At 32.1% G+C, this 19495-nt stretch carries 19 protein-coding genes; 5 read left to right on the top strand and 14 right to left on the bottom strand.

All coding sequences use genetic code 11. The features are described 5' to 3' along the window. Nucleotides 1-2: 2 nt before the first annotated feature. Genes CPIN18021_RS05605 through CPIN18021_RS05590 form a run of 4 tightly spaced genes read right to left on the bottom strand, consistent with a single transcriptional unit; the run spans nucleotide 3 to nucleotide 2048 of the window. Nucleotides 3-422, bottom strand: coding sequence for a flagellar biosynthesis protein FlgN (locus CPIN18021_RS05605; protein ID WP_078424609.1), 420 nt, complete (start codon nucleotides 420-422; stop codon nucleotides 3-5). 15 nt (nucleotides 423-437) lie between these two features. Next, nucleotides 438-644, bottom strand: coding sequence for a flagellar biosynthesis anti-sigma factor FlgM (locus tag CPIN18021_RS05600; protein WP_078423488.1), 207 nt, complete (start codon nucleotides 642-644; stop codon nucleotides 438-440). A gap of 55 nt (nucleotides 645-699) precedes the next feature. Further along, nucleotides 700-996, bottom strand: coding sequence for a rod-binding protein (locus CPIN18021_RS05595; RefSeq protein ID WP_078387845.1), 297 nt, complete (start codon nucleotides 994-996; stop codon nucleotides 700-702). Continuing rightward, entirely contained in the window at nucleotides 996-2048 is a 1053-nt protein-coding gene (locus tag CPIN18021_RS05590; RefSeq protein WP_078424881.1) for a flagellar basal body P-ring protein FlgI, read from the bottom strand. Before CPIN18021_RS05590 ends, CPIN18021_RS05595 begins: the two co-directional genes overlap by 1 nt. A 145-nt stretch (nucleotides 2049-2193) precedes the next feature. Here CPIN18021_RS05590 and CPIN18021_RS05585 point away from each other — a divergent pair, with 145 nt between their 5' ends. The 4 genes from CPIN18021_RS05585 to CPIN18021_RS05570 all read left to right on the top strand — a co-directional run bounded on the left by CPIN18021_RS05585 (nucleotide 2194) and on the right by CPIN18021_RS05570 (nucleotide 10686). Beyond that, nucleotides 2194-4953 (top strand): autotransporter outer membrane beta-barrel domain-containing protein, encoded by a 2760-nt coding sequence (locus CPIN18021_RS05585; protein WP_078424608.1) that lies wholly within the window; start codon nucleotides 2194-2196, stop codon nucleotides 4951-4953. 168 nt (nucleotides 4954-5121) lie between these two features. Then, the gene (locus tag CPIN18021_RS05580) at nucleotides 5122-6855 is read left to right on the top strand and encodes an autotransporter domain-containing protein (RefSeq protein WP_078424607.1); all 1734 of its coding nucleotides are present in this window, start codon (nucleotides 5122-5124) and stop codon (nucleotides 6853-6855) included. Between the two features lie 198 nt (nucleotides 6856-7053). Next, nucleotides 7054-9741: an autotransporter outer membrane beta-barrel domain-containing protein gene (locus CPIN18021_RS05575; RefSeq protein ID WP_078424606.1), complete on the top strand. Its 2688-nt coding sequence runs from the start codon at nucleotides 7054-7056 to the stop codon at nucleotides 9739-9741. Between the two features lie 135 nt (nucleotides 9742-9876). Next, a complete protein-coding gene (locus tag CPIN18021_RS05570) occupies nucleotides 9877-10686 on the top strand; it encodes a hypothetical protein (protein ID WP_078424605.1) in 810 nt (269 codons plus the stop codon). A 69-nt stretch (nucleotides 10687-10755) separates the two neighbouring features. Here CPIN18021_RS05570 and CPIN18021_RS05565 read toward each other — a convergent pair whose 3' ends face one another. From CPIN18021_RS05565 to CPIN18021_RS05540, 6 genes are all read right to left on the bottom strand, one after another. Next, complete coding sequence (locus tag CPIN18021_RS05565; RefSeq protein ID WP_078424604.1) at nucleotides 10756-11415, bottom strand: S24 family peptidase; 660 nt, start codon at nucleotides 11413-11415, stop codon at nucleotides 10756-10758. Between the two features lie 78 nt (nucleotides 11416-11493). After that, entirely contained in the window at nucleotides 11494-12249 is a 756-nt protein-coding gene (locus tag CPIN18021_RS05560; RefSeq protein WP_078424603.1) for a DNA adenine methylase, read from the bottom strand. A gap of 93 nt (nucleotides 12250-12342) precedes the next feature. Continuing rightward, on the bottom strand, nucleotides 12343-13317 hold the full coding sequence (locus CPIN18021_RS05555; RefSeq protein ID WP_078424602.1) for a phage late control D family protein: 975 nt from the start codon (nucleotides 13315-13317) through the stop codon (nucleotides 12343-12345). Then, nucleotides 13311-13502, bottom strand: a complete 192-nt coding sequence (locus CPIN18021_RS05550; protein WP_078422820.1) for a tail protein X — start codon at nucleotides 13500-13502, stop codon at nucleotides 13311-13313. The genes CPIN18021_RS05555 and CPIN18021_RS05550 overlap by 7 nt, the downstream gene beginning before the upstream one ends. Then, nucleotides 13499-13870: a phage tail protein gene (locus tag CPIN18021_RS05545; RefSeq protein ID WP_078422819.1), complete on the bottom strand. Its 372-nt coding sequence runs from the start codon at nucleotides 13868-13870 to the stop codon at nucleotides 13499-13501. The genes CPIN18021_RS05550 and CPIN18021_RS05545 overlap by 4 nt, the downstream gene beginning before the upstream one ends. Nucleotides 13871-13874: 4 nt before the next feature. Further along, entirely contained in the window at nucleotides 13875-16160 is a 2286-nt protein-coding gene (locus tag CPIN18021_RS05540) for a phage tail tape measure protein (RefSeq protein ID WP_078424601.1), read from the bottom strand. A gap of 30 nt (nucleotides 16161-16190) precedes the next feature. Here CPIN18021_RS05540 and CPIN18021_RS05535 point away from each other — a divergent pair, with 30 nt between their 5' ends. Continuing rightward, nucleotides 16191-16484: a hypothetical protein gene (locus tag CPIN18021_RS05535; protein WP_078424600.1), complete on the top strand. Its 294-nt coding sequence runs from the start codon at nucleotides 16191-16193 to the stop codon at nucleotides 16482-16484. Between the two features lie 311 nt (nucleotides 16485-16795). Here the strand turns inward: CPIN18021_RS05535 and CPIN18021_RS05530 are convergent, their stop codons facing one another. The 4 genes from CPIN18021_RS05530 to CPIN18021_RS05515 all read right to left on the bottom strand — a co-directional run bounded on the left by CPIN18021_RS05530 (nucleotide 16796) and on the right by CPIN18021_RS05515 (nucleotide 19493). Then, on the bottom strand, nucleotides 16796-17038 hold the full coding sequence (locus tag CPIN18021_RS05530; protein ID WP_078424599.1) for a phage tail assembly protein: 243 nt from the start codon (nucleotides 17036-17038) through the stop codon (nucleotides 16796-16798). 220 nt (nucleotides 17039-17258) lie between these two features. Continuing rightward, entirely contained in the window at nucleotides 17259-17774 is a 516-nt protein-coding gene (locus CPIN18021_RS05525) for a phage major tail tube protein (RefSeq protein ID WP_078422815.1), read from the bottom strand. A gap of 174 nt (nucleotides 17775-17948) precedes the next feature. Further along, complete coding sequence (locus CPIN18021_RS05520) at nucleotides 17949-19109, bottom strand: phage tail sheath family protein (protein ID WP_078424598.1); 1161 nt, start codon at nucleotides 19107-19109, stop codon at nucleotides 17949-17951. 15 nt (nucleotides 19110-19124) lie between these two features. After that, nucleotides 19125-19493 (bottom strand): DUF1353 domain-containing protein, encoded by a 369-nt coding sequence (locus CPIN18021_RS05515; protein WP_226995923.1) that lies wholly within the window; start codon nucleotides 19491-19493, stop codon nucleotides 19125-19127. Nucleotides 19494-19495: the final 2 nt, after the last annotated feature.

Genomic DNA, 19495 nt, shown 5'->3' with positions numbered 1-19495 from the left:
TTTTAAACCTTTGCTTTATATAAGGTATTTGTATTTAAATTTTTAGAATATGTATTTGAGTCTATGTCAAACATCTCTTTTGTCAAACTATCAAAAAATTCTTTTACTACAACTACATGTTTTGCATATTTTTTATTTACTTCGTTTAGACTTTCAAGCCTTTCGCGCATTGTTACAAGTTTTGACTTTGCTTCATCGTCTAAAGTCTCTGTTATGCTTGATGATGTTTGTGATATTTTAACCAACTCTTTATCGATATTTCTCTTTGTCTCTTCAAATTTTTTTACAAGAAGCCCTTTTTTTCTTACACTCTCATCTACAAGTGAGTGTTTTGCCTCTTTTATATTTAAAATATCTTGTTTTGTGATCTCTATCAATTCCTCAAGAGTCATAATAGCTTCGTTTAAATATCCATTTAACATCTTAATCCTTCATAATCATACAAGAGTATCTAGTATAGCTCCTGCTGTTTTTTTCATATCTATCTTATATGTGCCATCTTTGATAGCATCTTTTATATCTTGCAACTTTGTATTTTCTTGCTTAGATATATTTTGTATTTCATTATCTTTGTTTGTATTCAAGCTTTTGTTTGCTATATTTGTGCTTAAGCTTGATGAAAAACCACTTACATTACCTATCATTTTAAAACCTTTTAGTTTGATTTACAAAAACCAAATCGGCATAAAATATTTTTTCTTAAGACCTCTCTTTTAAAAAATTAAATAAAAGCTCACTAAACCCAAGCCCACCACTAAGAGCCTTGCTCATAGTATCATTATACATTGACTTATATATGTCAGATCCAGCTGATTTTGGAAAGATCGAGCTTTTTTCATCCTCTTTTAATGCTATATCAAGCACCTCTTTAACCAAAAAAGACTCAAAAGCATCTGTTTGTTCTTTTAGTAATTTATCCTGTTTTGCATTTGATTTTAATCTATCTGTATTTATGCTATTAAATGAATTTATAGCTAGAGTATTGTCTGTATACATTACATTACCTTTACATCCACGTGTATCGCACCAACACGCTTTAAATTTTGAATAATCGCTATTATGTCACTAGGCGAAGCACCAAGTTTGTTTAAAGCTCTTGTTACTGTTGCTAGTGTTGTTTTTTGATCCTCTATCCTTAGTAAATTTGTTTTTGGGGATATAGCTGAGCCATCTTGCAAATCAAAATCAGTCTCGCTTTTTTTGTTATATGAATTTGGTTCTATCTTTATAGTTATATCGCCATGTGTTAGTATGACAGGATCCACGCTTACATTTATACCACTTACTATCGTTCCGCTTCTTTCGTCTATAACGACTTTATCATCAGTAGTATAGTCTATATCTAGGTTTAACACAGTGCTTATTATGTCTATCAAGTTTGCTTCATATGGTTTTTTTATGATTATAGTTTTTGGATCTATTGCTGATGCTGTTTCTGTCCCTAAAGCCGAGTTTATGGTATTTTGTGTATCCATAGCCGCTTTAAAATTTGAAGTTTTTAGACTTAAAGTAAAACTTTGTTGATTGTATATATCATAAGCTACCTCTTTTTCTACCAAAGCACCATTTAGTATAAGTCCGGCTGTCATATGTTTATCGCCACCTCTACCTAAGATCTTTCCGCCTATACTAAGCGAACCTTGTGCTAATGCATATATGTCGCCATCAACACCCTTTAAAGGTGTCATTAGAAGTGTTCCTCCTTGAAGGCTTTTTGCATCTCCTATAGATGATATCGTAACATCAAGCTGATCGCCTTGTCTTGCAAATGGAGGCAAGGCTGCTGTTACTATCACGGCTGCTGTATTTTTTGATTTTATATCATCTGGGTTTATCTTGACGTTTACTGTTTGTAGCATATTTGATAAAGATTGTATCGTAAACTCAGATGTAGAGCCATCGCCGGTTCCATTTAGTCCGACTACAAGTCCGTATCCTATGAGCTGGTTTTCTCTTACACCCAAAACATTTGCTATATCTTTTATCTGAGTAGCAAAAACACTTTGAAATGTCGCTAAGATAAGCGTAAGAAAAATAATCTTTTTCATATAAGACCTTATTTTTGATTTTTTAAGCATACAAGCAAGAACTGTTCCATCTTTTGAAATAAACATTAAAATATCATTTAAGTTAAATTTAATCTATCCAAAAGTAAAATATATACTTGAATTTTAACTTTTAAAAGGAGAAGAAATGAAAATTTCAATGATTGCGTGCAGCACATTATTAGGTGCTATTATCGCTACTGGTGCTTTTGCGGATGATGATGAACTGCTTAATGCTGATAAAGAACGACATGTTTATGATGCAGAAAAAATGAGACTTGAAAAATCTCAAAAAGCAGAAAAAGAGATCTCGTCTGCACTACAAGAGCTTAAACAAAATGTAGATAAACTTAAAACCTATGATCCAAAGAATCATGATACTGGTGATTCACAAATAGTATATAAAATACTTAAAAAGATTAAAGATGCTAGAAAACCTATAAATAATCATATAGGAAAAGGTGTTGATTATGATGGTAATGGCAAGCATGATATCGAATATGAGGATAAAAAAGGAAATAAGATTACTCTTACACGAGGAGGAGCTGAGTTTAAGATTGCTATAAAAACTTTAGAAAATGGTAAAGGAAAGAATTTTGCTTTAAATGGTATGGCAACAGCAGATGATTTTAAAAGATTCTTTAATGACCAGAAAATTATAGAGGGTCTTATAGACGGTTTTATTAAAAAATTCCATGAAGCTGTTGAAGCAAGAGAAGATAAGGTTGTTGAAAGAGAAAAGGACTATATTTATGAGCTTACTGTTGATGCATATAAGTATTCTAAGCAAGATATGGATGCTATCAACTCAATATCCAAAGATTTGATTAGAGAGATTAAAGAAACTTCAGATGCTTTAGGTACTAACCATAAGTTTACTTTATACAAAGATAATGGTGCAGATAATAAAAAAGATGTAGTTATAACTATCAAAAATGCAGAGCATGCAAAAGCACTTTCTGATGCCATAGATACATTAAAAACACCTAATGGCAAAAAAATAGAAGAAGTAAGAGCTGCAGCCAAAGTTCTTATGAATGCTGGAGTGAAGCTAAAAGCAGGACAAGATCTTAGCAAGATTACTGATACTAAACAAGTAAAAGATGCTTTAGATATAAAAGAGTTTGATAAAGTTTATAATGATAAATTTAATAATGACAAAAAAGTAAAAGAAGCTGTGCAAGCCCTTACACTAAGAGATCAATTATTTAATTTTAATGAAGATAGTTCAATGACTTCTTATTTTAATGAACAGATAACTGAAGAAAAAACAAAATTAAAAAATGCTCTTGAAGACAAAGATGGTCAAGAAAATAAATTTACAAAACAAATAGCTGAAAACAACAAAAAACAAAATGGCCAGTTAAAAATAACCCTAAATACAGATCCTAAAAAACTTGCAGAGCAAAAAAGAGCTTTAGAAGAAATCAAAAAAGTTTTAGAGGCTAATGGTGCTGCAAATGGATATGATGGAACACAAAACAACCAAGATGAAGCAAAGAAAAAAGCATTTGATGAAGCTCTAGCAAAAGCAAAAGCAGCTGGTGTTGTTATTACTGATACTGGCAATGAGTCTAAAAAAGCAGAGAGCTTAAAAACAAAAGTAACTGATGCTTTAAATGTATTTAATGGCAATAATGGTAACGATCAAATTAAAGTAGTAGTAGAGGCACAACAAGCATTTGAAGAAGCTGAAAAAACATTTTATGATAGTGTGTCTTTAAGAGCTAATACCCTTATAGAAAATCCTAAAAACTCTCTATCTTCAGCAGCTAAAGATATAATTTCTAGTATGAATGATAAAAATCTTCTTAAAAACAAGATAATACATCAAAACATGGTATCATTGATAAAAAATTCTTTAGTATCTTTCATCAAATCAAACGAAACCTCAATCCAATCAGCAACAAACGAAATAGGCAAAGTATCTAATCTAGATATGGTTAATTTCAGTAGTCAACTATCAACACAAACAAGACTTGCTAAACTAAGCAATCCATTCAATGAAGACTTAGCATTAGCATCTGCTATAAATAAACTAAGCAATGATAAATTTGCTGATAATGGTGATAGTGTATCATCTGTAATAAAATCATATACAGATAGATTTAACAATGACAACAATATATGGGCAAATGTTATAGGTGCAAAAGGTAAAGTAAAAGATAGTTCTAATCCAGAACTACATGGCTTTAGTATAGGTTATGATAGAGCATTTGATAACACAATAGTAGGTGGATATATGACTCTTGCTAAATCAAAAGCTGATTCTAGCCTAATCAACACAAAAGCAAGCAATTATCAATTTGGTCTATATGCTAGAACATATATAGACAATAGCGAAATAGATACAAGAGTATCATTTGGTAAAGCTAAAAACAAAATTGATAGATATGTAAAAAATGATGGTAATGTATTAACTCAAAACGGTAAATATGATACTGCATATACATCATTAGCAGTTGATTATGGTTATGTAATGAATCTAAGTGATAGCTTGTTTATGAAACCATTAGTAGGTTTAGATTATTCTCACTCTAAATCAAAAGCTTTCAAAGAAAGTGGAGATCTACCATTGTCATTTAATGGTGTTACTTCAAAATCTTTAAATGCTAAACTAGGTTTAGAATTTAGAAAATATGTAGACAATGGAAACTACTTATATATAACTCCAGGATTTGAAGCAGAAGTATACAAAGATGTAAAAGATCCTGTAGCTAGATTTATAGGTTCAAACAAAGACATCAAACTAAAAGCAGATGATAAAAAAGGAAGATTTGTTACACTTAAAACAGGTGCAGAATTAAAACTAACAGATGCTTTATCTACAAATGTTAACTTTGGCGTAAAAGCTAAATCAAAACAACAATACTTTGATGGAACTGTAGGACTTAAATACAAGTTCTAAGAATACAACTAAACCACAAACCACAACTCTAACCAAGGGTTGTGGTTAAAAACATACAAATTTATACCAAATATTTATCTTATTTTAATATGGGGGGGGGGTAAAATATAGTTTTTATATCTATTTATATATTAAATGATAGATATAATCTATATAAAAGGAGAAAAAATGAAAATTTCAAAGATTGCATGTAGCACATTATTAGGCACAATGATAGCTATAAATGCTTATGGTGATGGAACATCTGGATCATCTTTAGATGAAATAAAAAATATAGAAAAAAAGATACAAGATAGAAAACAAGAACTTAAAGAAGTCGCACAAAATAAAGATGGATATACTAAGAAATTTGAAGAAGAAAAACAAAAAGCTGAAGAAGAAAAACAAAAAGCTGAAAAAGAAAAACAAAAAGCTGAAGAGGCAAAAAAAGTTTTCGAAAAATTAAAAATAGAATTTGAAGGATTAAAAAAAGGAATAAAAAAAGGCCAACAATATCCAAAACTAAATTTAGAAGCATTGGATGATAAAATAACAGAACAAGACAAAATAATCACACAAAAACAAGAAATAATCACACAAAAACAAGAAATAATCACACAAAAACAAGAAATAGTAGAAAAAGCAGATAAAGCACTTAAAGCAAAAGAAAACTCAGAAGCAAGAGCTAAAATCATAGAAGATTTCAATAAAGAATTAGATGCAAAACTAGATCAAGCTAAAAAAGATAGAGCAAAAGTTATAGTTGCTGATAAAAGTTTGAAATTAAATAACAACGAAGCTCAAACAACATCATCTTTATTATCTGTTACTAATAATGAACAAGTTAATGATTTATTATTAAAAACTAAAGCTGATGATATAGCTATGTTAGGTAAAGTGATGAATAAATCTTTAGAAGATATTACCAGTGGCTTTAACAATATCGATACTATAGATGCTATAATATCAAATACCGGTTCAGCTATAAACTCAAGACTTGCTAAACTAAGCAATCCATTAAATGATGATCTAGCTTTAGCTTATGCTATAAAAAATCTAAGTGATAATAAATTTGCAGATAATGCAGATACTCTTTCAAGTGTAGTAAAAGAGTATACAAATAGATTTAACTATGACAGTAACCTATGGGGAAATATCATGGGTGGTAAAGCTAAATTAAAATCTCAAGCAAATACAAATACTTATGGATTTATGCTAGGTTATGATAAAGCATTTGATAATATGATAATTGGTGGATATGCTGGATATACTAATGCTAAGTCATCAAGCAATACACTAACAACCAAATCAGATAACTATCACTTTGGTGCTTATACTAGAATGTATATTGATCAAAACGAAATAGATGCTAAAGTATCTTATGGTAAAGGTAAAAACAAACTAGATAGAAAAGTAACTACAAACCCAGACTTTGATGCTAATGGTAAATATAATACTAAATTCTTTGATGCAAGTATTGATTATGGTTATATATTTGATACAAACAACAACTCTTTTATGAAACCAATGATTGGTTTAGAATATAGCCATGTAAGTACTAAAGGCTTTAAAGAAACTGGTAAAGTTCCTGTAAGCTTTAAAGGAACTACTGTAAAAACACTATCAGCTAAAGCAGCAGTAGAGTTTAGAAAATACATAGCAAACGGTAACTTCTTATACATAACTCCAGGTATACAAAAAGAGTTACGTAAAAGTATGAAAGATACAGAACTAGCATTTGTAAACTCAACAGAAAATATCAAATATGCATCTAAAAAAGATAAACATACATTCTTTACACTTAAAACAGGTGCAGAGATGAAACTAACTGATAATCTATCTACAAATATAAACTTTGGCGTAAAAGCTAAATCAGAATCAAAATACTACAATGGAACTGTAGGACTTTCTTATAAGTTTTAATTACACAAACCACAACTCTAACCAAGGGTTGTGGTTATCACACAATACATAAACAACACTAATCTTATAAAACATTATAAAACATACAAATTTATATCAAATATTTAGCTTATTTTAATAGGGGGGGGGGTAAAATATAGTTTTTATATCTATAAATGCATATTAAATATAGATATAATCTATATAAAAGGAGAAAAAATGAAAATTTCAAAGATTGCTAGTGCGACACTATTTGCTGTTGCATTAACACAAGGGGGATTTGCTCAGAGTGCTGAAGAACAGCGCGGGGATTATGAAGCAGAAAAATCAAAACTAGAAACATCTCAAAGATCAGAAAAGGAAATTTCATCTGCACTAAAAGAGCTTAAAAAATATGTAGATGATCTGAAAAATTATGATCCAGAAAAACACGATAATGGTAATGCAAAAATTATAGGCGAATTGATAGAACGAATTGATAGAGCCAGACAAGGGCTGATGCATGTAGGAGATATTAAATATGAAAATGGCAAGGACTATATAGAATATGATGATGGTAATGGTAATAAAGTCAAGCTTACAAAAGATGGAGAAAAAGTAGAGATTACGATAAAAGATCAACCGAGTCCTAAGAATTTTGCTTTAAATGGTGGGGCTACTAAGGATGATTTCAATACATTCTTTGCCAATAAACAAATCGTACTTGGTCTTATGGATGGTTTTATCAAAAAATTCCACGAAGCTGTTGAAGTAAGAGAAGATAAGGTTATTGAAAAAGAAAAAGACTATATCGATGAAATTAACAAAGATGGCACAAATGAATTTTTAAAAAAAGACACCGATGCTATAAAAAAAATATTAAGTGACCTGCCTAGAGAGCTAAAAGAGACTGCAGAAGCTCTTGGTACTAATTATAAGCTTAAAATAGGCAATAATAGTGCCAATAAAGAAGTAGAGATAACTATCAAAGATGCAGAACATGCAAAAGTACTTTATGATGCCATATCTGTATTGAACTCTCATGATGTAAAATTAGAAGATGCAAAAAAAGCAGCTAAAGCTCTTATGGATGCTGGAGTAAAACTAAAAGATAACAAAAACATTAACGATATCACTGATACTAGTAAAGTAAAAGAAGCTTTAGATATAAAAGATTTTAATACAGTTTATAATAATAAATTTGATGCTGATAAAAAAGTAAAAGATGCTGTGATAGCTCTTATTATAAGAGATGATTTGTATAAATTTAATCAAAATGATAAAATGATTAGTGTGATGTATACAAGTAGGGAAGAAAAAAAGAAACGACTCAAAAAAGCTCTTGAAGACCATAAAGATTTTATAAAAGAAGTTGAAGATAATAATAAAAAGAAAGGTAATGAATTAAAAATAACTCTAAAATCTACACCCAAAGAGCTTGTAGCGCAAAAAAGAGCTTTAGAAGAAATCGAAAAAGTTTTAAATGGTGCTGCAAATGGCTATGAAGCTTCAGCCAAGAATCCAGATGCTGAAAAGAAAAAAGCATTTGATGAAGCACTAGCAAAAGCAAAAGCAGCTGGTGTTGTTATTACTGGCGAAGAAGAAAAAAAAGCAGAGAAACTAAAAACAAAAGTAAAAGAAGCTAAAGAAAAAGTATCGGGCAACGATGATGAACACATCAGAAACATAGTAATTGAAGAAGAATATTTAGAAAATGCTGAACAAGCATATAATGATAGTTTAGATTTAAGAAAAGATGCCTTTACAAAAGACCCCAAAACCCCTCTGTCATCAATGGGTAAAGATGTTATCTCAATTATATTTGATATGGTAAATTCTAATGATGTGGCAGAAAAAGCTTTAATTTTAGACAAAAATTCTTTAGTATCTTTCATCAAATCAAACGAAGACTCAATCCAATCAGCAACAAACGAAATAGGCAAAGTATCTAATCTAGATATGGTTAATTTCAGTAATCAACTATCAACACAAACAAGACTTGCTAAATTAAGCAACCCATTCAATGAAGACTTAGCATTAGCATCTGCTATAAATAAACTAAGCAATGATAAATTTGCTGATAATGGTGATAGTGTATCATCTGTAATAAAATCATATACAGATAGATTTAACAATGACAACAATATATGGGCAAACGTTATAGGTGCAAAAGGTAAAGTAAAAGATAGTTCTAATCCAGAACTACATGGCTTTAGTATAGGTTATGATAGAGCATTTGATAACACAATAGTGGGTGGATATATGACTCTTGCTAAATCAAAAGCTGATTCTAAACTAATCAACACAAAAGCAAGCAATTATCAATTTGGTCTATATGCTAGAACATATATAGACAATAGCGAAATAGATACAAGAGTATCATTTGGTAAAGCTAAAAACAAATTAAGTAGAAATGTTATACTTAATGGCAAAATGCTAACCCAAGATGGTAAATATGATACTGCATATACATCATTTGCAGTTGATTATGGTTATGTAATGAATCTAAGCGATAGCTTATTTATGAAACCATTAGTAGGACTTGATTATTCTCACTCTAAATCAAAAGCTTTCAAAGAAAGTGGAGATCTACCATTGTCATTTAATGGTGTTACTTCAAAATCTTTAAATGCTAAACTAGGTTTAGAATTTAGAAAATATGTAGACAATGGAAACTACTTATATATAACTCCAGGATTTGAAGCAGAAGTATACAAAGATGTAAAAGATCCTGTAGCTAGATTTATAGGTTCAAACAAAGACATCAAACTAAAAGCAGATGATAAAAAAGGAAGATTTGTTACACTTAAAACAGGTGCAGAATTAAAACTAACAGATGCTTTATCTACAAATGTTAACTTTGGCGTAAAAGCTAAATCAAAACAACAATACTTTGATGGAACTGTAGGACTTAAATACAAGTTCTAAGAACACAACTAAACTACAAACCACAACTCTAACCAAGGGTTGTGGTTAAAAACATACAAATTTATATCAAATATTTATCTTATTTTAATATGGGGGGGGGTAAAATACCTAGCTAAATTTATTTAAGGAGAAAAAATGAAAATTTCAATGATTGCTAGTGCAACTATTATAGGTGCAATGATGACAATAAATGCTTATGGTGGTTCATCTTTGGATGAAATAAATAATGCACAAAAAGAAAAATCAGACTTTATAAAAAAACTAGAAGAAGTTAGTAAAGATGGATTTCTTGAAAACCTTAAACAAGAACAATTAAAAAAACAACAAGAAAAAGAACAAGCCCAACAACAAAAAACAGCAGCAGAACGAGCAAGAGATGAAGCCAATAAAGCAAAAACAGCAGCAGAACAAGCAAGAGATGAAGCCAATAAAGCAAAAACAGCAGCAGAACAAGCAAGAGATGAAGCCAATAAAGCAAAAACAGCAGCAGAACAAGCAAGAGATGAAGCCAATAAAGCAAAAACAGCAGCAGAACAAGCAAGAGATGAAGCCAATACTGCAAAAGAGCAAGCCAAACAATCTCTAGAAACTGCAAAACAAGAAAAACAACAAGCACAACAAGCACGACAAGCAGCAGAACGAGCAAAAAAAGAAGCAGAACAACAAAAAACAGAAGCTGAAGGACAAGCATTTGGCAATAGTGGAAAAACAAAAGAATTAAATGAAATAATTGAAAAAGATAATGTATTGGGAGACACCTTTCAAAAATTAAGTAGTAACAATTTTAAAGGCTCTAAACAAGATCTTGAAAAAGCTATTGAAGTTTTTAATGATAGTAAATATCTTGATTATAAATTAGTTGAATTATATCAAGATTCAGCTGGCAATCAAAATGAACAAAAATTATGTATCCGAACATTTAAAACGAAAGTATCTTGCATTTAAAATGATAGTAAGTCAAATATCATATAAAACTACTATCATTTTAAACACCTTTTAAAACCTTTTTAAAAATCATTTTATAGGTATTATATTTCTCATAAGTCCAACAAACATACCTACTATTTTATATTCATATTCTTTAAGTCTTATAGGAGTATAGCTTGGATTATAAGATACAAGCATTAGCTCATCTTTTTGCTTATAACACTCTTTTATAACTAAGCCATCATCAGTATTTACAGCATAGATATTACCATCTTTAAAAGGCATTGCTTTACCTATAACACATAAATCGCCATCGCATATATGTGGTTGCATACTATCTCCCATAGCTGATATTATATCTACCTCATACATATCACCACGATTACCCTTACCAAAGTGCTTTAATATCTTTTTATCCATTACCACCTCTTCAAACTCTTCATCATCATTATATCCACCTCCACCAAGACTAGCTTTTACATTAAACATCTTTAGTGTCTTATATCTTTTTTCTGACCCACTGAGGCTATCTCCGTCTTGATTATAAAAGAATAAATTTATAGATATGTTCCGCTTTGATAAGAAGTCCATTATCTCTTTATAAGGGATAGTATTTCTAAACTTCATTTGAGCATAAGAGTTTGGGCTTATACCAAGCTCCCTAGCCACATCAGCATCTTTTATATTCTTTCTACCTTCGGTGGCTAGTATATCTTTAAGTCTTTCATTTATCTCATTCATATTCATTGTAATACCTTTAAATTTTATAATGAATTTAAACATATTTTCAAATAATATCTAAAAATATTACAATTTGTAATGATACTAAAAATTCATAATAAGCAATTCTTTGTTGATTTTATTTGTTTTAGCATTAAGTGTATATCTTATGTTTAGCTCTTTGATTATAAAATCACTATAAAGCTCTCTTACTAAGTCGCAATCATTATAAGAAAGTATAAATTTAGCATTTATATTGTTTAACATATAAGATAAATTTTTATGATCTGCTATATTAAAATCTTTTGGTGTTTTATAATAGCTTTCAGTACCCACATACGGCGGGTCTAAATAAAACAAAGTATCGTTGCTGTCATACTCTTTTATTAATCTTTCATAACTCATATTTTCTATGACGGCACGTTTAAGCTTTCTTGACTGCAATGTAAAATCCCGATAAATGTTTTTAGAATTTCTACCCTTACACATAGCAAAGTTATTGCCCTTAGCCCCAAAACTAAGACTTATAAGATAAAAGTAAAAAGCTGCCCTTTGTATGTTGTTTCTTGGTTTTATTTTTTTGTCTTTTATGAGATAAAAAATCTCTCTACTTCTTAGCATGTTATTAAGCTCTACACTTAGGCTTTGTGGTCTAGTTTTTATTACCCTGTGTAAATTTATAAGTTCACCATTGATGTCATTAACGACTTCAATTTTTGATGGTTCTTTTTGATAAAACACAGATAAAGCTCCACCAAAAACTTCTACATACTTATCGTGCTTAGGCATTAAAGCTATTATGTCTTTTGCTAGCTTACTTTTGCCGCCTACCCAGCCAAATGCTGCTTTTGTTGTTTGCATACAAACTCCTTACAAAATAAAATATTTTTGCTTGTTTATAAGAAGTTTTGCTATTATTGCTTTGCTTGTTTATAAGAGGGGGCTTTTATGCTCCTAACCCTCAAACTCAACATCTATAAAGTAACCACTAGTGCTTAGATTATGCCTTACGCTTTTTATGCTAAATTCTATATTATCTACACCACTAGCACCTTTAAAACTTATCTTTCCACCAGCTCTTAGCTCTCTACCAAGCAAGGAACAACTCCCGCTAAGCCCGCCACGCTGTAACTCATTTAGCTTTGACTCTCCCATCTTTAAAGCCTCGCTGTCAGCCTTTGGTTCTGGTATTTGCATTTTATATACTTGTTTACCTTTGCCTACTTTTACTTCATTGTCTTTACCGCTCTTGTTATCATGCCATCCTACCACTACACTATCATAGCTATGCCTGTTTGCCTCTGTTATGATTAGACTCGCACACTCACTCAAAGACACTACAAATCTAGGCAAACTCTCATTTTTTGCACTCACACCAGCACCGTTAAGAGCCTTGGCTTTACCTTCTTTTGAAGTGATTATAATAGTATTGTTTTTAATACCCATAAGATAACCAAGTTCAGATGAAAGAGTATATAAAAACTCTATATCAGACACATTGTTTTGAAGTTTTGACAGTACCGGTATATCAGCACCCACACCTTTAAAATTAAGCTTATTCTCATCAGCTATCTTCTTTGCTATGCTAAAAAGTGTCGTGTTTTCCCAAGTCCTTCTTTTAGCCTCTTTTTGCTTACTAGCAAAATTTACAGCAGTAGCTCTTACCTCTGTTGTGTTTGCTTTATAGTCCTTTGCGACTGTTTGAACACTAAATTTACCACAATGATAAAGCCTGTCTACATAACCAAGCCAAAGCTCCAAATTATCCCCAAAAAATGGCTTTTTATAAAGTCCATTCACAACAAAGCTTATCTCATCGCTTTTATCACCTTCTTTGTCATCATAGCTTAGATTTATTAGATTAGCCCTTATCTTTGCAGTTACATCAGCTCCATTAGCAAGTAGCTTAAAATCACCAACATTTACCACAAGGCACTCTCCGTTTGCTTTGTTTCTTCTTTTATTTCTGGCAAAAGCACGTTATCCCCAGCACTTAGCACATATTTTAGCTTTGTATTTAGTTCAAGCACCATTTCAAAAAACCTAAGATGCCCATAATAAGCCTGCACCACACTATCAAGCCTATCTCCATCTTTTGCTATATATATCTTCATTCATAATCCCTTACAAGTTCTAAGCTAAAGCTTTGTGTAAAAAACAATCCATTATCAGTAAAGATAGACTGATTTTCATTTATACTCATTATTGCAAACCTACCTAGATACTTACCATATCCGGTTACAAGTATATGGCTCTTACCGCTATCAGCTAACTCATAAAGCTTTTTAAGACCACTTTGTTTATCTCTTTTATAGGGTAGAGTTTTACCTTCTATCGTTATGCTTTGACTTTGCAAAGTTTGCCTAAAGAAGGCAGGATTGTTATTTATCCTTTCATTTTTACTTATGCCAAACTCACTTTGCAAAGCAATGCTATTTGTCTGGTCCCAGTTAAATTTAAAATCTCCAAGACTTAATACCATTTTTTTACCCCACTATGCTTGTATTTTTTTCATTCATAGCCTCAAACTTTAAAGCCCTTTTAACACTTATTAAAACAGCCTTTTCAAACTCTGCCATATCAAACTTACCATCACTTGTAGCTATGTTTATACCACCATTAAAGCTTATGTTTATAGCTTGATTTACTGCATTCATAGCCTTAGTTGCAAATGTTTCAGCTTTTTTAGGTTCTTTTTCTTTTTGATACCAGGGCTTAAACTCTTTATTTTTATTTACTAATGGTTCTTGATCTGATATTTGTTTTGTTGTATCATCATTACCAAAACCAAAAAAGCTTTTTGTGCCACTCCAAACACTACCTATATTATCAGTTACTGTTTTTAAAGTATCACTAACCCAGCTAAACTTATCACTAAACCAATCAAACAAGCCACCAAACACACCTTCAAACCAAGAAGCCACAGAGCTAAAAGCACCTTTTATATCATCAAACATAGAGCTAAATAAACCAGCTACACTACCAAAAACACCACTAATTACATTTGCTGTAGGGCTAAATGCAGATGAAACAAAGCCTACAACCTTGTTAAATAAGCTCTTTATACTTTCAACTAGACCACCAAAGGTACTTTTAGCCCAAGACACAAATTTATTAAAATATATCTTAACTTTATCCCAATTAGCTATCAAAAAAGCAGCCGCCATACCTATACCAACAACAATCGCTCCGATACCTGTAGAAATAAGAGCTATTTTTAATATTTTCATAGCACCAGCACCAGCAAGCACACCAGTGCGAAGTATGGCAAAAGAAGCAGTCAAAGCCTTATTAGCAACATTGTAAGCACTTGTTAAAACTATAGCAGCCTTTAATCTAAGCCCAGCTATCATCATTGCTATATTTTGAGATCTGATAGCTAGAACAAGTTTACCAAGCCCACTAAATAAAAGTGATGATGCTATTTTTAATAACCTAAAAGTATTCATCGCTCTAAGACTAGCCACGCTAACACCCATCATCAAAAAACCAATAGTAGGAAGCACAACACTAAAACTTATAAAGCCAACTACTGCATAAGATATAATCTTTGCAAGTGTTTTATGTTTTTCAATAAAACTATTTATCCAAACACCTACTTTTGTAAGTCCTTGAGTTAATGACCTTATTGATGGCAACAATAACTCACTTATATTTATAGCTATACCACTAAAAACAGACCCAAGTGCTTTAAAATCACCCATTGCTGTATCGTTTTGATCTTTTGCTATCTTTTTAGCCGACCCTTGTGACTTTTTTAACTGTGCTTCATAGTCTCTTAGGTTTTTAGACCCTTGTTTTAAAAGAGCAGTTGCTCCACCAATTGCTTCCATTCCAAAAAGATTTTTTATAACTTCTGATTTTTCACTTTCGCTCATCAAAGCCATTCTATTGTTTAATTCGCCGATGATAGTTATCATATCTTTCATTTTTCCATCAGCGGTAGTAGTTGATACGCCAAGCTCTTCAAGTATTTTTCTTGCCTCACTCGGTGGTGCTGCCATTCTTGCATACATACTTCTTAGCGTTGTTCCTGCCATACTGCCTTGTATGCCAACATCCCCAAGCTTTGCACTAAGTGCTGCGACTTCTTCAATTGATGCCCCAAGACCACTAGCAACTGGAGCTACATATTTCATAGTATCACCAAGCATAGTAGTATCAACATTTGCACTACTCATAGCCTTTGACATTACATCAGCCACACGACCCATCTCGCTAGCTTTAAGACCAAATCCTGTTAAGATGTTTGAGGCTATATCAGATGTAGTAGCTAGATCTGTTGCTCCTGCACTTGCAAGTGCTAAAAGACCTGGCATAGCTTGCACGGTTTCATTAGCTTTAAAACCAGCCATAGACAAAAACTGCATACCTTCTGCTACCTCCTGAGCTGAAAAGGTAGTAGAAGCACCAAGATCTTTAGCTGTTTGTTTTAGCTTTTCAAACTCATCAGTATTTGCACCAGATAATGCCTTTACTCTAGCCATATCGTTTTCAAATTCAGCACCTAATTTTATAGGCATAACAACAGAAGCTCCAAGTGCTAGCTTTTCGGCTATACTTGATTTAAAGTTAGACATTTTGCTTTCTAAGCCATCTATTTTTATATTGCTTAGTTTTACTTTGTTTAAAATGCTATTTAGCTTTTTTGCTTTTTCTCCTGCACTATCTATAGCCTTTTGTAGTTTATTAAAGCTATTCTCACCAAGTTTTACAGAACTTAAACCTTTAAGTGCTAAGCCAATAGATATGCCAATTAGTGCATTTTGCATTTTAATTCCTTTTTTTGTTATAATGTGCCTATGAAAAATTTAGATGAAACAACACAATTAAATTTATATATAGCTATAAGCTTTACTATAATATTTATAGCATTATTCATAAACGTTCCTTTTGCACCGAAAGATGAGCTTTTTATTAAATCTCTAGCTACATTTTTTGTGTCTGTTTTGGTGTATCTATTCTTATCACCTATACTTATTTTTTGCTTTGCAACCTTTAAAGAGATTGTTTTACCTATACTAGGCTTTTTTACAAAAAAACTATTTAGTAAAAACAAAGCAAAACAAGAATATTATACTTACAAAGACATATAGCTTACTTTTTTACTTAGCAGATGAGCCAAGCTCATCTTTGCGACTTATTACTTCGGCGGTTGCTTTGCAACATCGCCTTGCCTTGCGAGCCTACAAACGATAAGCAGTTATCGTTTGTTTAAAGGCTCTCACCCACCTAAAGCACAACGTTGCTTTAGACAACGCCGTATTTTAGATATTTATGTCGTTTGCTTAATGCTTCTCATTAATCTCTTCACAAATCTTTACAAACTCACTAAATTCATCATAAGACATATTATTTATCTCTTCATAACCAAAGTGAAGTGTATAAGCCACAAGGGCTATAGCTTCTAAGCTACAACCCCTGCCACGCCTAAAAAATCCTGCACCACTTTTTGTATAGCATTAAAATCTTGCATATCAAGCTCATCAATCTCTTTTTCTGTCATATTCGCACACACAGCACATATTTTAATAGACTGTTCTATTTCACTTTTAGAATCATTACTTGCCATTCTTACAGCTCGTACTGTTGGAGCACAAACTTCTATCTCTTCGCCTTTTACTTCTAATTTAACTGTTGTTTTTCTCATTTGTTGTCCTTTTTTACTTACTTCTGCGGTGAAAGCCGTTTATAAATGCCAACTGCTTGGCATTTATAGGCTTGTAACCAAGGGTGATATTGCTCTGCAATCACCCGCGGAGAGCAACATCGCCTTGCCTTAACGCTTCTAACTTCGGCGGTTGCTTTGCAACATCGCCTTGCCTTGCGAAGCTAAAAACGACAAGCAGTTGTCGTTTTTTTAACGCTTCTCATTCTCCTAAATTTGCTCTTACATCAGCCATATAATCAACCCCACCAACAACACAAATCATATTTTCTACATCTTTTAGTATTAGTTGTGTATTGTCTATTTTTAGATCTATAAAATGAGCTGACATCTTTGCTGTTATTTCAAGTTCTTTTCCACTCTCAAGCTCTGTTATCTCATAGCTTTTAAAATCACCTGTAATTGCCAAAGATAGTGGTGCTTTCTTTTCTTTTCCGCTTTCATATATAGATGCTTTAAACAGTAAAGGCACTCTGTTTTTAAACACATTAATGCCAAGTGCATTAAACTCGTTTTTATCTATTTTATTTATAGTAAACTCAATCTCTGTTGCCTTTAATACACCCATTGAATACTCAGCACTCAAAGCACCTTTAGTTTCTAGTGTTTCAAACTCTATGGTTGGAAGCTTTAGCTTTTTGGTTACTCCTAGGTAACCTTGCCCATCAACATACACATTAGCTTCTTGAACTATTTGAGGTATTTGTCTTTTTGCCATCATTTATTCCTTATTTATCTTTACTTCGCAGGTGAATAAAATTCACCTTTACGATGAAGGGCTAAAGCCCTTTCAAAACCCCTAAAGGACTGTGATACGATTTGTTTCACAAATCTTAATCACACCAAGTAAGGTTTTTACTTCGCAGGTGTAGCTAAACCACACCTTACAGCCTTACTTCAAATCTTCCAATAACAACTTAGAGTAGCTATCCACATAGATAAAATCTAGTGTTAGCTGTTTTACTATAGGGTTGTTTTGCATTCTAACATCAAGATAAAACTTACCAGCAGTTACTGTTGCATCTGTGTTTTTCTCACTCCAAGATAGCTCAAAGCCAAGCAAGACCTTAGCACCAACTAGTGATCTTAAAAGCTCTTCTACACTTCTTTTAGCATGATATAACTCACTGGCTTTTCTATCTATTGCAAAAAGCACACCTTTTTGAGCTGCTTCACTTATGCGATCAAATATCCTAACTCTTGCTAAATCTTGCCATATCGTATCTATATCACTTGTTTCACCGCCCCAAGCACGAAAGCCTTGCTCTCTTATCACAGTTGAGATTTTTGCCCCACGAAGCTCATCAGCCGTGCAGGTTTCGCCTAGTTCAAAGTCTATATCAACTTCGGTGCCAAACACACCACCCATTACTCTGTTTGAGTAGCTATCACTATAACCAAACTCACTTTGTCCATCAACATAAGCTATCATCCCAGCAATGCGAGCTGATTGTGGAGTATATTCATACTGATTATTCTCCTCATCCCAAGTTTTTACGTTTGGATAAGCAGCTATTAGCCTTCTTGTTCCAAAAGCACCCATTTTACCTATAGCCTCACTTGCACTATTTGCTTTTATATCTACTATACCAGTAGCTTTTAGCTTTTTAGCCGTGCTTTCAATTTCGCCCTTAATAGCGTCTTCGTGACTAAATCCAGGTGCTATTATGATATTTGGTCTATAAGCTGTTTTAGCCTTTGCATTCTTAAAGTTATTTATAGCTTGTTTGCAAGCAGTTATTTCATCGGTGGTGTCTTCATCATCATCTTTGCTAAAAACAGATAAGATGATTTGAGTATTTACTGCTTGATCGTCAATTGCTTTTAAAGCCTTATAGATACTACCTTTTTTAAAAGTTTGTGAGCTTGATTTTTTCTGCTCGTACTTTTCATCAAGTGCCTCAAGTGCCTTTTTGGTTGTCATATAAAAATGTATCCCATCTTCTAGCACTTCCTCATATCCTGCTATGCCTATAGGTGTAGTACTTTCTACTGCTATAGGTCTTGCCGCCTCGGCACTTATGGTTACATTTACACCATATTTTGCTGCCATAATTCACTCCTTTTATTAAATTTCATATTTAAATTTGTGATAAAATCTACAACTATAATAAAATAGCTTAGACTTAAATTTTCCAACCCCTAAAGATAAAAGAGCTTTCAAAAGCATATCATCAGCGTATTTAAAGCTTATATCTTTTAACGTATCATTTTTGATTGTTCCATCAGCTACATCACATAAATAATCATGTACGACAATAGCCGATAAATACTCAGGACTATTTGGAGGAAAGAAACACCATAAAATTCTAGGTATGTTTGCCCCATTTGTTTTATAACCTTTTGGTATCTTTACACCATCAAAGATAAAGTCCTGCATAAGTTCAAACTTGTCTTTACTAAAAGGCTTAACGATTACACGCTTTATATCTTTCATAT

Origin of the sequence: Campylobacter pinnipediorum subsp. caledonicus (genome assembly GCF_002022005.1) — a bacterium.
Taxonomy (GTDB): Bacteria; Campylobacterota; Campylobacteria; order Campylobacterales; family Campylobacteraceae; genus Campylobacter_A; species Campylobacter_A caledonicus.
The sequence above is the reverse complement of the archived record's forward strand: the minus strand, read 5'-3'. Positions and strand labels throughout refer to the sequence as shown.